Below are 14431 nucleotides of genomic sequence, written 5' to 3' on the forward strand. Positions count from 1 at the left end.
CCGGAGAAGGGTGACGTGGTGAACCACCGGACCGCGGACGGCCGCGCCGCGCATCTGTCCGCCGAGGACCTCGCCGCACTGCGCGCGAGCCTCCACGAGCAACGCCTCTTCCGCCGGGAGCAGTTGCGGCAGATCGGTGCGGCCGTACCGGCCCCCGCGCACCGGCCGCCGGACGGACGGGCGGCGGCCCGGGAGGAGGTCCGCGCCGCGCTCGCCGCTTCCGCCCGGATGGTGCTCGCCGACGTCGAGGCGGCCCTGGAACGCATGCGGGAGGGACGGTACGGGAACTGCCCGCTGTGCCGCGGGCCCATCCCGCTGAGCCACCTGGTGGTCGTCCCCCAGGCCCGCTACTGCGGCCGCTGCCGGCAGGCGAGGGGGGCCGGGGAATGAGCGCGCCGTGGCCGCCGGCGCGCCGGCGGACGGGTCTCGCCGTCGACCTCGGCAGCACCCGCACACGGGTCTGGGCGCTCGGCGGGGGCATGGTGCTCGACGTGCCCCCGGTGACGTTCTCCGACGCGGGCCGGGGCCCGGGCACCCTCCACCCCGTCCGCCGCCGCGACATCGACGTCGCCGGCACCGCCCGGATGCTCGACCGGCTGCTCCGCCAGGGGCCGCGCCGTCTCGGCCGTCCGCTCGTGGTGCTGACGGCGCCCGTCCTGGACGGCGTGGCCTACCGTGCGGCGGCCCGGGCCGCCGTGGAGGTCCTGCGGCCGCGCGCCGTGCTGACCCTGCCGACGGCGCGGGCGGTGGCGGCGGCGGCCCGCGAGGACCTGTCCCGCCCGCTGCTCGTGGTGGACGTCGGCGCCCGGTTCACGGAGGCGGTCCTGCTCGTCGACGGCGCGGTGGCCGACGCGCACCGTGCCACGCTCGGCGCCTGCGGCCTCGACGGGGAACCCGCGGCCGCCGCACGCCTCGTCGACGCGGTCGCGGCCATGGTGGCGTCCGTGCCGGACGAGGACCGCACCGCGGCCGCGCCGTCCGCCCCGGCGCGCGGCGTCCTCCTGGCCGGCGGCGGCGCGCTGCGCCCCGAGTTCGTCCACCGCCTCGCGCGCCGGCTCCACGTAGCCGTCAAGGTCGTACCGGCGCCGGACACCGCGGCGGTGCGCGGCGCCGCCGAACTGCTCGGATCCGCCCGCCTCCACCCGTCGTTCACCGGCGACGCCCGCCTGCCGGTGAACGAGTAGCGGCCGTCGCCCTCCACCGGGTTGCAGGTCCGGATGCGGGGTGGTGGCCTGAAGGTGTGCCGTGCCGGGGAGGCAGGGATGGCGACAGTGTCGATGCGTACGGTCCGGCTGTCATCGAGGGACGTCCCCGCGCTCGGCCAGGGCACCTGGTACCTCGGTGAGGACCCGGATCGCCGCCGCGAGGAGATCACCGCTCTGCGGCTCGGTCTGGACCTGGGCATGTCGATCGTCGACACCGCGGAGATGTACGGCGCCGGCGCGTCGGAGGAACTGGTCGGGGAGGCCATCGCGGGACGCCGTACCGAGGTCTTCCTCGTGAGCAAGGTGCTTCCGGACCGCGCCGACCGCCGTGGCGTCGTCGCCGCCTGCGAGGCGAGCCTGCGACGGCTCCGCACCGACATCCTCGACCTGTACCTGCTGCACTGGCGGGGGCGGCATCCGCTGCAGGAGACCCTCGCCGGGTTCACCGAGCTGATGGCCGCCGGCAAGATCCGCACCTGGGGGGTCAGCAACCTGGACGCCGGGGACATGGCCGAACTGGTCGCCGTCCCGGGCGGGTCGGCGGTGGCGGTGGACCAGGTGCTCTACAACCTCACCCGGCGCGGCATCGAGTGGGACCTGCTCCCGTGGTGCCGGCGCAACCGGGCCGGCGTGATGGCGTACTCCCCCGTCGAGCAGGGCCGGCTGCTGCGTTCCGCACCGCTGCGGGCCGTGGCGGACGGCCTCGGCGCCACGCCCGCCCAGGTGGCACTTGCGTGGGTGCTGGAGCAGGGCGTGGCGGCGATCCCCCGCGCGGGGCGGCCTGGGCACGTGCGGGAGAACCGCGCCGCGGCGGACCTCCGGCTTCCCGCGGACGCGCTGGCGGCGCTGGACGCGGCCTTCCCGCCGCCCCACGGGCCCGTGCCGCTGGAGGTCCTCTGAGCGGCGCCGCGCCGGGTCAGTGGGTCGGCGGTACGTGTGCCGGTGCCGGTACCGGCGCGGGTGCGACGAGGAGCCCTTCGATGCCCAGGTCGAGGGCGACCTCCAGGTGGGTGAGCGAGCCCGTAGACATCAGGATCGAGACACCTCCCTGGATGCCCGCGAGCAGTGCGGCCGCGGCACGGTCGGCGTCCAGTTCCGGTGAGATCTCCCGCTTCTCCTGCATGGCCCGGATGCCGCTGGTGATCTGGGCCTGCCAGGACGCGAGGAGTTCCCTGGTGACGGCCTGCGCCCCGGGCGTGGCGGGGCTCAGCTGCGAGACGAGCGTGCCGAGCGGGCACTGCTGCCCCTGCCGCCGGTAGCGGTCGACGACCGCGTCCCGCCAGTCGTACCAGGCCTGCCGCGAGGTGAGCGTGCCGAGGTACGGCTGCTGGTCGGACAGCACCCGGCCGGCCTCGTGCCGGGCGACGGCGAGCAGCAGTTCCTCCTTGCCGCCGGGGAAGTAGTGGAAGAGCTGGCTCTTACTGGTGGCCGTGCGGGCGCGGATGTCGTCCAGGGTGGTCTCGGTCGCGCCGCGCTCGCGGATCTGCTCCGCGGCCCCCTCGACGATGCGTTGCCGGGTGGCGGCGCCCTTGGCCGTCAGTCGTGCTGCCATGCCTCCATCCTGCCACTTTCTGGACTTGCAGGTCCAATTTCTGGGTGGCACCTTGGCCGTTCCCAGCCGGTTCACGGAGAAAGGCGCGGCACATGACCCAGCGACTCACCGGGCGGACGGCCCTGGTCACCGGTTCCACCACGGGCCTCGGCGCAGCCATCGCGGCGGCCCTGGCCGCCGAGGGCGCGTTCGTCGTCGTCAGCGGACGCGACGAGGCCCGCGGTGCCGACGTGGTGGCACGCATCGAGAAGGACGGCGGTTCGGCCGCGTTCGTCGGCGCCGACCTGTCCGGCGGCGCCGACGCCGTCGGCCGCCTCGCCACCGACGCGCTCGCGGCGGCCGGCGGACGGATCGACGTCCTCGTCAACAACGCGGCACTCCTGCTCGCCCCGACGCCGACCGCCGAGGTCCCGCAGGAGACCGTCGACCAGGCGCTGGCGGTGAGCGTGCGGTCGGTGTTCCTGCTCACCGGCCTGCTGGCGCCGCCCATGGCGGAGCGCGGCCACGGGACCGTGGTCAACCTGGGGTCCATCAGCGGCATGCGGGGCTCGGCGAACTCGGCGCTCTACAGCATGACCAAGGCGGCCGTGCACTCGCTGACGACGTCGTGGGCGGCGGAGTACGGTCCGCACGGGGTCCGGGTCAACACCGTGGCCCCCGGCCCCACCCTGACCGACAAGGTCGCGGCGATGGGCGAGCACCTGACCCCGATCATCTCCCGCATGCCATCGCGCCGCGCCGGCACCCCGGCGGAGGTGGCCTCGGCCGTCGTGTTCCTGGCGAGCGACGAGGCCTCGCAGATCCACGGCGCCACGCTCACCGTCGACGGCGGATTCACCGCGGTGTAGCGACCGGCCGCCGACGTGTGGCCGCGCCCGCCCGTTGCCACAATGAGGGCATGACCAGCGCCGGTCGCTACGGGGAGTGCTTCTTCCGCCCGGAGGACGCCGGTGAGGGCGACCGCGTCGACCTCGCCGCCGCCGCGTTCGACGACACCACGCTCGCCCGCCTGCGGCAGCTCGGGGCAGGCCCCGCATGGCGCTGTCTGGACGTGGGCGCCGGCACGGGCACCGTGGCGCGCAGGCTGCTGCGCGAGGCCGGGGTCTGCGAGGTCGTCGCCGTCGACCGGGACGTGCGCTTCCTCGCGGCACGCCCGACGCCAGGCCTGACGGTGCGGCAGGCGGACGTCACCGCGGACGACTTCCCACCGGGGCGGTTCGACCTCGTCCACGCGCGGTTCGTGCTGATGCACCTGCCCTCGCCGCAGCGCATGATCGCCACGCTCGGCCGCCTGCTCGCCACCGGCGGTGTCCTGGTGGTCTGCGACGCCGTGGACCTCACCACCGCCGACGCCCCCGACACGCCGTACACGCTGGCCATGCGGGCGATGTGGCGGGGGCTGGGCGACTCGATCGGCACCGACGTCTCCGGGGTGCCCCACTACCCCGGGATGCTCAGGGCGGCCGGGCTCCGATCGGTGGCGGCCGAGATCCACGTGCCGCCACTCGTGCCGGGCAGCGCGATCAGCCGGTTCTGGGCGCAGACGTTGGACCGGACGCGATCGACCATGATCGCCACGGGCCTCGTCGACGACGCCCTCGTCGACGAGGCGGTGCGCTACCTGGACTCCCCGGAGTGCGCCGATCTGCCCCCCGGCATGCTCATGGCCTGGGGCCGGGCGCCGCTCTAGGTGTACTGCCCCGGGGCGTCGCCGACGCGGGTGACGGGTGCGCGGCCGCATGACCGACCTCACCGGTCGGCAGACCTGACCGGTCGTGTCGCCCGGTGAAGGACCGCGCGGGCCCCACCCGCATCGCACCACGGCCGGAAGACCCGGCCGGCGGACCGACGCCGCGCGCGGGGACGTCACCCGTCCGGCCCAGCGCGACATGCGCCTACGCGGTCCCGCGACCAGGCTGGACGGTGGTGCAGTCGGAGGGCTCCGCTTCTCCCTGCCGGAGTCCCCATCGCCATGAGTCGGGCCCCCACCGCAATGACGCGGCGGGGGCCTGAGGCGTCTTCAGGAGTTCTCCGCCGAAAGCGCGGCCCTCAGCCGGCGCACCTCGGCGACCAGCCGCGGCACGTCCTGGCGGGCGGAGGCGATGAAGTCGAGGTCGGCGTCGGGCCGTTCGTCCGGGCCGGCGACCTCGCGCCCGGAGGTGACCCTGGTGAGGCGCCACTCGTCGTCCCCCTCACCACCGGCCGCCCCGATCCGGAGGAAACTCGCCCGGCCGATCCCCGCCCGGGTCTCCGGCAGTGGCGTCCAGGGACCGGGCGACGCGTTCGCGGCGCGCTCCTCGATCACGTCCAGTTCCGCTTCGGTCGGCGACCCGTCCGCGACCACGCTCCGGTCATCCGCAGGCGCAGCCACCAGGTCGCCGGGCACCAGGGAGAACACGACGAGGTCGACGCGGCCGGTGTGCACGAAACCCGCGTCGCGCAGGACGCCTTCGCGGCGCAGGCCTGCCTTCTCGGCGACGCGCCGGGACGCGGTGTTGCCCGTCGCCGCGCGCAGTTCCAGGCGCCGGAAGCCCTGTTCGGCCAGCAGCCATGTCGCGAGGGCCCGGGTGGCCTCCGCGGCGATTCCGCGCCCCCGCGCCCAGGGCGAGACCCAGTAGCCCACCTCGCTCGTCCGCGCCCGCCAGTCGGTGCGCTTCAGGCCGACGGTGCCCAGCAGCCGCCCGCCGTCCGGCTCGGCGACGGCGAAGTGGATGCCGTCGCCCGACGCGCGCAGGGCGTGGGAGCCCGTCGTGCACCAGGCCGTCGCCTCTTCGGGCCTGTAGGGCCGGGGCAGGGGCAGCCACCGCTGGGTGAGGGGGTCCACGCAGCTCGCCCAGGTGTCGTGGGCGTCGTCCGGGGTGAACGGGCGCAGGACGAATCGCTCGGTGCGCAGGACCGTGTCGGGGAACACATCCGTTTCCGTGGCTCTCTCCGTCCGCCGCGGGCCGGGGGATTGGGCAGACGGTAGCAGCAGGCCGGCACGGCACATCGGCGGCCTCACGGGGTCGTGACGCAGCGTCGCCGCTCACTCGGTCCGCGGTGACGGCAGAGCGTCTCGACATTTGGGACATATCGTCACACTTGCCACATACAACTCCCCAACCGAAAGCAGCCCCTTGACACTCCGCCCCCTGGGGTTCATGGTTCCCACATCGCTCGTTTAAACCGGTTCAAACGCGAGATGAAAGCTTTCTTTCGCGTTGGTTGCCCCGGTATGCGAGTGCCAGAACGTGCTGCCTCCGGCGCCAAAGGTGCCGCCGGACGGCGTGCCCCGCGGGGCACGCCGGTCGACGGAACCTGCGGCTGCGGATGTGGCCACCTTCCGCCGCCGTACACGGAGAGTCCGCATGGCCCGACGCCCCACGATCGCCGATGTCGCCCAACTGGCAGGTGTGTCCCGGGCGACGGTCTCCTTCGTTCTCAACGACCGCCCCGGCGTGGCCGCCGCGACCCAGGAACGGGTGCGCGCCGCGGCCGGGCAACTGGGCTGGACGCCGAGCCGCAGCGCCCGCGCGCTGTCGACCGGGCGGGCCAGGGCCGTCGGCCTGGTCCTGACCCGCGAGCCCGACCTGATCGGCACCGACCCCTTCTTCCCCGCCTTCATGGCGGGCATCGAGTCGGTCATATCCGAGTCGGGCGACGGCCTCATGCTGCACGTGACGAGCCCCCGCAACGAGATGGACACCTACCGCCGCCTGGTGGACGACCAGCGCGTGGACGGGGTGTTCCTCACCGACCTGCGGGTGGGCGACCCGCGCCCGGAGCTGCTGCGGGAACTCGGTCTGCCCGCCGTGGCCGTCGGCGCCGACGACGGTGTCGAGGGCATCGCCACGGTCAACCTGGACGACCGTCCGGTCGTCGCGGGCGCCGTCCACCACCTCGTCGGACTCGGCCACCGCCGCATCGCCTATGTCGCGGGCCCCGAGGAGTACCTGCACGCCAAGCGGCGGCTCGGCGCCTGGCGGGACGCGCTCGCGGAGGCGGGCCTGCCCCAGGGCCCGGTGCTGCCGGGCGGCTTCACCGCCGAGGGCGGCGCGCTCGCGACGCAGGCGCTGATCACGCGGGGCGACCGGCCCACCGCCATCGTGTACGCCAACGACCTCTCCGCGACCGCTGGCATGGCCGTGGCGCAGGAGGCCGGGCTGAGACTGCCCGACGACCTGTCGGTGGTCGGCTTCGACGACGTACCGCTGGCCTCCTGGACCCGGCCCTCGCTGACCACCTGCCGCGCCGACGCGGCCAGCTGGGGCCGCGCCGCCACACTCGCGCTGATCGAGACGATCGAGCACGGCACCACCCCGCACGTGGAACTGGACCCGGCCGCCCTCATGGTGCGCGACTCCACCGGCCCGGCCCCCGCCGCGGCCGCCCGCCCCTGACCACCTCACCCCCCGACGCGCGCCCGTCGCGCCCACGACGTTCTCCGCTCCCCGGAGGGCCGTCACCGAGGCAGGACGACGCCCCGGAACGGCCGCTTCCCACCCCTTGAGAACACGGAGCCACCGCAATGAAGAAAACCGTCCTGACCGTCCTCTCCGCCGTCGCCCTGACCGTGCCGCTCGCAGCGTGCGGCAGCGGCGGGTCGGACTCCGCCGCGGGCGGCGACGCCCACGGCCCGATCACGGTCTGGTATTCCAACAACGCCCAGGAGGTCGCCTGGGGCAAGAGCATGGTCGCGTCCTGGAACGCCGCCCACCCCGACGAGAAGGTGAAGGCGCAGGAGATACCCGCGGGCAAGAGCTCCGAGGAGGTCATCGGCGCGGCCATCACGGCCGGCAACGCCCCGTGCCTGATCCTCAACACCGCTCCCGCGGCCGTGCCGGGCTTCCAGAAGCAGGGCGGCCTGGTGGCCCTGGACGACTTCCCGGGTGGGAAGAAGTACCTCGAGGAGCGGACCGGCGAACGGCTCTCGCAGTACGCGTCGCCCGACGGCAAGCACTACCAGATGCCCTGGAAGAGCAACCCCGTCATGGTCTTCTACAACAAGGACCTGTTCAAGAAGGCCGGGCTCGACGCCGAGCACCCCAAGCTCTCCACCTACCAGGACTTCCTGACCACCTCGCGCGCCCTGGTGAAGGGTGGTGCGCACGCCGCCATCTGGCCGGCGCCCACCTCGGAGTTCTACCAGTCCTGGTTCGACTTCTACCCGCTCTTCGCCGCCCAGACCGGCAAGCAGCTCGTCGAGGACGGCAAGGCCCAGTTCGCCTCGCCCGACGGCGTCAAGGCCGCCGAGTTCTGGAAGACGATGTACGCGGACCGCCTGGCCCCCAACGAGCAGTACAACGGTGACGCCTTCGCCGACGGCAAGTCCGCCATGGCGATCGTCGGCCCGTGGGCCGTCTCGGTCTACGGCGACAAGGTCAAGTGGGGTGCCGTGCCGGTGCCGACCGCGACCGGCGCCGAGGCCAAGGGCACCTTCAGCGACGAGAAGTCCATCGGCATGTTCACCGCCTGCAAGAACAAGGGCACGGCCTGGGACGTGCTGAAGTTCGCCACCAGCAAGGAGCAGGACGGCAAGCTGCTGGAGGCCACCGGCCAGATGCCGATGCGGCAGGGCCTCGCGGCCGCGTACCCCGACTACTTCGCCTCGCACCCGGACTACAAGACCTTCGCCGAGCAGGCCGACCGCACCGTCGAAGCCCCGAACGTGCCGAACTCCGTCGAGATCTGGCAGACGTTCCGCGACGCCTACACCAAGTCCGTGATCTTCGGGAAGGGCGACGTCGAGAGCGCCTTCCGCGAGGCCGCGGGCAAGGTCGACGGCCTGGCGAAGCAGTGAGTCACGGCCATGTCCTCCACGCACCCTGACGTCCTCCGCCCCGGGTCCGCCCGGGGCGGGGACCGCCCCCGGACCGACCGCGGGCCACGGCCGCGCAGGTCGCGGTTCGCGGGCCGGCAGCCCATCGGTCTGGCCTTCGTCTCCCCGTACCTCCTGTACCTGGCCGCGATCTTCCTGTACCCGCTCGGCTTCGCGGTGTGGATCTCCTTCCACGACTACTTCTTCGCCGCGCCGGGCGCCCAGGTGGACCGTCCCTTCGTGGGGTTCGCCAACTACACCTCCGTCCTGACCGATCCGGACGTGTGGCGTTCCTTCGGCAACATCGCGGTCTTCCTCGTCATCAACGTGCCGCTGACGGTGGCGGCGTCCCTCGTACTCGCCACCGCCCTCAACTCCAAGCTGCGGGCGCGTACGTTCTTCCGCACCGCCTACTACGTCCCGTACATCACCGCCAGCGTCGCGGTCGTCGGCGTGTGGCTGTTCCTGTTCAACTCCAACGGCCTGGTCAACAAGGCGCTCGGGCCGCTCGCACCGGACCCGTCGTGGCTGGTCAACTCGCATCTGGCGATGCCGACCATCGCGCTGTTCGTCGCCTGGAAGCAGCTCGGCTTCTTCGTCGTGCTCTACCTGTCGGCGCTGCAGAACGTGCCCGGCGAGCTGTACGAGTCCGCCGCGCTCGACGGCGCGGGCAAGGTGCGGATGTTCTGGTCGATCACCGTGCCGGCGGTGCGCACCGCCACTCTGCTCGTGCTGGTCCTGGCGACGGTGACCGGGGCGAACCTGTTCACCGAGCCCTACCTGCTGACCAGCGGCGGCGGACCGGACGGGGCGACCACCTCACCGGTGCTGCTGATGTACCAGCGCGGTCTGCAGCAGGGCCACCCGGACGAGGCGGCGGCGATCGGCGTGATCCTCGTCGTGCTGATCACCGGCATCTCCCTCGTCTACCGTCGAGTGCTGGAGAGGGACTGACATGACCGACGTCCACGCTCCCGCGCACCATCGCCGCCCGGCAGGGCACAGTCCGCACACGCACTCCCGCGCCCGCCGGATCCTGTCGCGACTGGCGCTGCTCGCCGGCGCCTTCGCCTTCCTCTTCCCCTTCTACTACATGCTCGTCGGCTCGCTGCAGCGCGAGCCCGACAGCAGCCCCGCCGGGGCCTTCCCGCAGCCGGGGAACCTCTCCCTGCACAACTACGCCGAGATCAACTCGGCCATCTCGCTGGGCCGTTCCCTGATCAACTCCGGGATCTTCACCGGCGGCGTGATCGTCTGCACCACCGTCTTCGGTCTGCTGGCGGGATACGCCCTGGCGCGGCTCCACTTCCGGGGCAAGGGGTCCACCTTCGCCCTGGTGCTGCTGGTGCAGGTCATCCCGTTCCAGCTGCTGATGATCCCGCTGTACGTGCTGATCGTCCGCGACTACGGCCTGGCCGACTCCTACATCGGGATCATCCTGCCGTTCGCCATCAACACCAGCGCGGTCTTCATCTTCCGGCAGTTCTTCCTGCAACTGCCGCAGGCGATGTTCGAGGCCGCGCGCATCGACGGCGCGGGCGAGCTGCAGATCCTGTTCCGGATCGCGATCCCGCTGTGCAAGCCCGCGCTCGCCTCCGTGGTGCTGCTGAGCTTCACCGGGCCGTGGAACGAGTTCCTGTGGCCGTTCCTGGTCACCAAGGAGCAGGACATGCAGCCGCTGGCCGTCTCGCTGGCCAACTACATCAGCACCGTCTCCTCCGCCGCCGCCAACCCCTTCGGTGCCATCCTCGCCGGCGCCTGCGTGCTGGCCGCGCCCGCGGTGGCCCTGTACCTCGTCTTCCAGAGCCGCTTCACCTCCACCGATCTCGATTCCGCCACGAAGGGCTGAACTCGCTGTGAACGACCGCACCACCGGCTCCACCGGCTCCACCCGTACGACCGGCTCCACCACCGTGCCCTACCGCCTGACCCGCGTCGGCGTCGTGATGTCCCCGCTGGCCGGCGAGGCCAACGAGGCCGAGGGCGTGCTCAATCCCGCGTCCGGCCGCACCCCGGACGGCACCCTGCACCTGCTGCCCCGCCTCGTCTCGGAGGGCAACGTCTCCCGCGTGGGCCTGGCCGAGGTCGTGATCGAGGACGGTGTGCCCACCGGCGTCGAGCGCCGCGGCGTCGTCCTCGCCCCCGACGCCGGCTGGGAGCGCGGCAAGAACAACGCCGGCGTGGAGGACCCGCGCACGACGTGGATCGAGGCGCTCGGGCTGCACGTCATGTCGTACGTGGCCTACGGCCCGCTCGGCCCCAAGCCGGCGCTGGCCGTCTCGAAGGACCTGGTGACCTGGGAGCGTCTGGGCCCGGTCCAGTTCGCCTACCAGGCCGACCTCGACACCGACCTCAACCTCTTCCCGAACAAGGACGTGGTGCACTTCCCCGAGCCCGTCCCGGGCCCGGACGGCGAGCCCTCCTTCGCGATGCTGCACCGCCCGATGTGGGACCTGGGCTGGTTCCGCCCCGGCGAGGGCGTGCACCTGCCGGCCGGCGTGACCGACGAGCGCCCCGGCATCTGGATCTCCTACGTCCCCGTGGCCGAGGTCGAGAAGGACCTCAGCGCCCTGGTCCGTCCCCGCGACCACCGCCTGGTGGCGCTGTCCGAGCACCCCTGGGAGGAGCTCAAGATCGGCGCCGGCCCGGCCCCGATCCGCGTCGAGGAGGGCTGGCTGCTCATCCACCACGGGGTGTCCGGCACGATCGACGACCCCTTCGCCCAGCAGCAGAAGGTCAGCTACGCGGCGGGCGCGATGATCCTCGACCCGCAGGACCCGTCCCGGATCCTGGCCCGCACCGACGAGCCGCTGATGGAGCCGGAGACGGAGGAGGAGCGTTCCGGCACCGTGCCGAACGTCGTCTTCCCGACCGCGATCGAGGAGATCGACGGCGTGCGCTACGTGTTCTACGGCATGGCCGACGCCCACATCGGCGTCGCCCGCCTGGACCGTGCCGAGTGACCACGCTCGGTCTGGGCCTGGCCGGCTGCGGTGCGTTCGGCGCCTACCTGCTGGACGCCGTGGCCGACCTCCCCGGCGTACGCGTCGTGGCGTGCGCCGACCCCGACGGTGACCGTGCCGCCGCCCTCGCGCGGCGGCACGGCGCCGCCGTCGCCACCGACGCCGCGGCGCTCGCCGGCTTCCCGGGTGTGGACGTCGTGGCGATCGCCACTCCCCCGGCCACCCACGCGGAACTCGCCGTCGGCGCGCTGCGCGTGGGCCGGCACGTCTTCTGCGAGAAGCCGCTGGCCGTGACGCTGGAGGACGCCCTGCGGGTGGAGGCGGAGGCCGAGCGCTCCGCCGGGGTCCTCGTCGTCGACCACGTCCTGCGCTACAACCCCGTCCTGCGGATGCTGCAGCGACTGCGCGACGAGGGACTGCTGGACCCGCTGGTGCGCTTCGCCTTCGAGAACGACGCAGCCGACGAGGACCTGGGCTCCGGCCACTGGTTCTGGGACCCCGCCCACAGCGGCGGCATCCACGTCGAGCACGGTGTGCACTTCTTCGACGCCGCCCGCGCCCTCATGGGCAGCGAGCCCGTCGAGGTGCACGGCACGGCCGTGCGCCGCGAGGGCGGCCCGGTCGACATCGTCGTGGCCACCGCCACCCACCCCGGCGGCGCCGTCGCCACCCACACCCATTCCTTCACCCACGCCCACCGCGCCGAACGGCAGTTGATGCGCCTGGACTACGGCTTCGCCGAGGCCCGGGTCACCGGCTGGATCCCGGCCCACGCGACGGTCACGGCCTGGACGGACGAGCAGAGCGCCCGCCGCTGGGAGGAACTGCCCGCGCGCGCCGCCGATCTGCTGGCCGTACCCGGGCTCCGGCCGCACGGCGAGGAGCGGATCACCGTCACCGTGGAACGCGACGCGGGCCCGGCGGCGCCCGCCCGCGGCCGCGGTGTCGAGCGCAGCGTCCCGCACCGGGTGACCTGCGTGGTCGACCTGGGCGGCGAGGCGCGCAAGCAGCACGTGTACGCGGAGAGCGTGCGTGCCGCCTTCACCGACCTGCTGCGCTGCGCGACCGGGGGCGGCACCCCGGTGGCCGACGCGCGGTCCGGGCGGACCGCGGTCGCGGTGGCCGAGGCGGCCACGCGCTCCGCGGAGACCGGCCGTACCCTGCCGGTCCCGTCCGGCCCGACAGGAGCATGAGGAGCACCGTGAGCACCACCAATCCCGCACCGGACGCGCCCTGGTGGCGGGACGCGGTCTGCTACGAGATCCACCCGCGCGCGTTCGCCGACGGCGACGGGGACGGCGTCGGCGACCTCGCCGGCGCCGCCGCCCGCCTGGACCATGTGGCCCGGCTGGGGGCGGACGCGGTGTGGATCACCCCGTTCTACCCGTCCCCGCTGGCCGACGGCGGCTACGACATCGCCGACCACACCGCCGTCGCCCCCGACCTCGGCACCGAAGCGGACTTCGACGCCCTGGTCGCGCGCGCCCACGGCCTGGGGCTGCGAGTCCTGATCGACCTCGTCCCCAACCACACCTCCGACACGCACCCCTGGTTCCGGGAGGCCCTCGCGGCCGGCCCGGGGAGCGCGGCAAGGCACCGCTACCTCTTCCGTACCGGACGCGGCGCGGACGGTGAACTCCCCCCGAACGACTGGGAGTCCGCGTTCGGGGGCCCGGCGTGGACCCGTGTCCCCGCACCGGACGGCGGCCCGGGCGAGTGGTACCTGCACCTGCACGCGCCCGAGCAGCCGGACCTCGACTGGCGGCACCCGGAGGTCGTCGCCGACTTCGAGCGGATCCTGCGGCACTGGCTCGACCGCGGCGTCGACGGCTTCCGCATCGACGTGGCCCACACCCTCTTCAAGGCTCCCGGCCTCCCCGACGCCGGGCCCGGGCAGCACCAGGACATCCTGCGCAACCACCTGATGCCCTACCACGACCAGGAGGAACTGCACCCGCTGTTCCGCACCTGGCGCCGGCTGCTGGACACCCACCCGGCCCCGCCCGGCGCGGTCCCTCCGGAGCAGCGGGTGATGGTGGCCGAGGCCGCCGTCTTCGAACCGGCCCGGCTGGCCCGGTACGTCAGCCCCGGCGAGATGCAGCAGGCCTTCAACTTCGCCTTCCTGGAGTCCGCCTGGGACGGGACGGAGATGCGCGCGGTCATCGAGCGGTCCGTCGCGTCGATGCGGGCCGTCGGGGCACCGGTCACCTGGGTCCTGTCCAGCCACGACGCGGTCCGCCCGGTCACCCGCTACGGCGGCGGGCAGCGCGGCCGGCGCCGTGCCCGGGCCGCCGCGCTGCTCATGCTCGCGCTGCCCGGCGCCGCCTACGTCTACCAGGGCGAGGAACTGGGCCTGCCGCAGGCCCACGTGCCGGACGACCGGCTGCGTGATCCCCTCTGGGAGCGTTCCGGCCACCGTGAGCGCGGCCGCGACGGCTGCCGGGTGCCGCTGCCCTGGGAGGGCACGTCGGCACCGTACGGGTTCAGCACCGCCGCCCCGGACGCCTGCTGGTTCCCGCAGCCCGACGACTGGGCGGACCTCACCGTCCGGGCCCAGGAGGACGACCCCGCGTCGATGCTCGCCCTGTACCGCTCCGCGCTGCGGCTGCGGCGCGGAGCGCCGGTCCCGGCGGACGCGGTGGCGGCCCCGAAGGGGCCGGCGGACGGTTCCTGGTTCGCCTTCGACCGCGCACCGGGGCTGCGGTGCCTGACCAACTTCGGCCCCGATGCGCTGCCCCTCGCGGACGGCGACGAGGTGCTGCTGGCCAGCGCCCCGCTCGACGGCCGCACGGTGCCCGCGGACACCACCGTCTGGCTCGGCACCGCCGCAGGCACGACCGCGACCCCGTCTTAGCGCGGCGGCTCCAGGGCGGACCGGGACTCGCGGGTGCACGGGGGACGTGCGTCCGCGGTC

At 73.6% G+C, this 14431-nt stretch carries 14 protein-coding genes; 12 read left to right on the plus strand and 2 right to left on the minus strand.

Annotated features, from left to right (window positions below):
• Nucleotides 1–15 precede the first annotated feature (15 nt).
• From OIE69_RS04950 to OIE69_RS04960, 3 genes are all read left to right on the plus strand, one after another.
• The gene (locus OIE69_RS04950) at nucleotides 16–390 is read left to right on the plus strand and encodes a TraR/DksA family transcriptional regulator (protein WP_326570698.1); all 375 of its coding nucleotides are present in this window, start codon (nucleotides 16–18) and stop codon (nucleotides 388–390) included.
• Nucleotides 387–1184 (plus strand): hypothetical protein, encoded by a 798-nt coding sequence (locus OIE69_RS04955; RefSeq protein WP_326570699.1) that lies wholly within the window; start codon nucleotides 387–389, stop codon nucleotides 1182–1184. The genes OIE69_RS04950 and OIE69_RS04955 overlap by 4 nt, the downstream gene beginning before the upstream one ends.
• Nucleotides 1185–1262: 78 nt before the next feature.
• Entirely contained in the window at nucleotides 1263–2105 is an 843-nt protein-coding gene (locus OIE69_RS04960; RefSeq protein ID WP_326570700.1) for an aldo/keto reductase, read from the plus strand.
• A gap of 16 nt (nucleotides 2106–2121) precedes the next feature.
• Here the strand turns inward: OIE69_RS04960 and OIE69_RS04965 are convergent, their stop codons facing one another.
• Nucleotides 2122–2757: a TetR/AcrR family transcriptional regulator gene (locus tag OIE69_RS04965; RefSeq protein ID WP_326570701.1), complete on the minus strand. Its 636-nt coding sequence runs from the start codon at nucleotides 2755–2757 to the stop codon at nucleotides 2122–2124.
• 92 nt (nucleotides 2758–2849) lie between these two features.
• Between OIE69_RS04965 and OIE69_RS04970 the strand changes: the two genes are divergently transcribed.
• Together OIE69_RS04970 and OIE69_RS04975 are read left to right on the plus strand one after the other, a co-directional pair.
• Nucleotides 2850–3605: an SDR family NAD(P)-dependent oxidoreductase gene (locus tag OIE69_RS04970; RefSeq protein ID WP_326570702.1), complete on the plus strand. Its 756-nt coding sequence runs from the start codon at nucleotides 2850–2852 to the stop codon at nucleotides 3603–3605.
• A 50-nt stretch (nucleotides 3606–3655) separates the two neighbouring features.
• Nucleotides 3656–4447 (plus strand): class I SAM-dependent methyltransferase, encoded by a 792-nt coding sequence (locus OIE69_RS04975; protein ID WP_326570703.1) that lies wholly within the window; start codon nucleotides 3656–3658, stop codon nucleotides 4445–4447.
• Nucleotides 4448–4777: 330 nt separating this feature from the next.
• On the opposite strand, the gene OIE69_RS04980 is transcribed toward OIE69_RS04975, so the two are convergent.
• Nucleotides 4778–5668 carry a GNAT family N-acetyltransferase gene (locus OIE69_RS04980; RefSeq protein ID WP_326570704.1) on the minus strand — a complete coding sequence of 297 codons (891 nt, stop codon included), beginning with the start codon at nucleotides 5666–5668 and terminating at the stop codon, nucleotides 4778–4780.
• 436 nt (nucleotides 5669–6104) lie between these two features.
• Here OIE69_RS04980 and OIE69_RS04985 point away from each other — a divergent pair, with 436 nt between their 5' ends.
• From OIE69_RS04985 to OIE69_RS05015, 7 genes are all read left to right on the plus strand, one after another.
• On the plus strand, nucleotides 6105–7136 hold the full coding sequence (locus OIE69_RS04985; RefSeq protein WP_326570705.1) for a LacI family DNA-binding transcriptional regulator: 1032 nt from the start codon (nucleotides 6105–6107) through the stop codon (nucleotides 7134–7136).
• A gap of 128 nt (nucleotides 7137–7264) precedes the next feature.
• Entirely contained in the window at nucleotides 7265–8536 is a 1272-nt protein-coding gene (locus tag OIE69_RS04990) for an extracellular solute-binding protein (protein ID WP_326570706.1), read from the plus strand.
• Between the two features lie 9 nt (nucleotides 8537–8545).
• Nucleotides 8546–9508 (plus strand): carbohydrate ABC transporter permease, encoded by a 963-nt coding sequence (locus OIE69_RS04995; protein WP_326570707.1) that lies wholly within the window; start codon nucleotides 8546–8548, stop codon nucleotides 9506–9508.
• Nucleotide 9509: 1 nt separating this feature from the next.
• On the plus strand, nucleotides 9510–10403 hold the full coding sequence (locus OIE69_RS05000) for a carbohydrate ABC transporter permease (RefSeq protein ID WP_326570708.1): 894 nt from the start codon (nucleotides 9510–9512) through the stop codon (nucleotides 10401–10403).
• A gap of 97 nt (nucleotides 10404–10500) precedes the next feature.
• A complete protein-coding gene (locus OIE69_RS05005; RefSeq protein WP_326580984.1) occupies nucleotides 10501–11517 on the plus strand; it encodes a glycoside hydrolase family 130 protein in 1017 nt (338 codons plus the stop codon).
• The gene (locus tag OIE69_RS05010) at nucleotides 11514–12710 is read left to right on the plus strand and encodes a Gfo/Idh/MocA family protein (protein ID WP_326570709.1); all 1197 of its coding nucleotides are present in this window, start codon (nucleotides 11514–11516) and stop codon (nucleotides 12708–12710) included. Before OIE69_RS05005 ends, OIE69_RS05010 begins: the two co-directional genes overlap by 4 nt.
• Nucleotides 12707–14371 carry a glycoside hydrolase family 13 protein gene (locus OIE69_RS05015; protein ID WP_326570710.1) on the plus strand — a complete coding sequence of 555 codons (1665 nt, stop codon included), beginning with the start codon at nucleotides 12707–12709 and terminating at the stop codon, nucleotides 14369–14371. Before OIE69_RS05010 ends, OIE69_RS05015 begins: the two co-directional genes overlap by 4 nt.
• The last annotated feature ends 60 nt before the right edge of the window (nucleotides 14372–14431 follow it).

The sequence above is a fragment of the Actinacidiphila glaucinigra genome (assembly GCF_035918135.1).
In the GTDB taxonomy this organism is placed as follows: Bacteria; Actinomycetota; Actinomycetes; order Streptomycetales; family Streptomycetaceae; genus Actinacidiphila; species Actinacidiphila glaucinigra.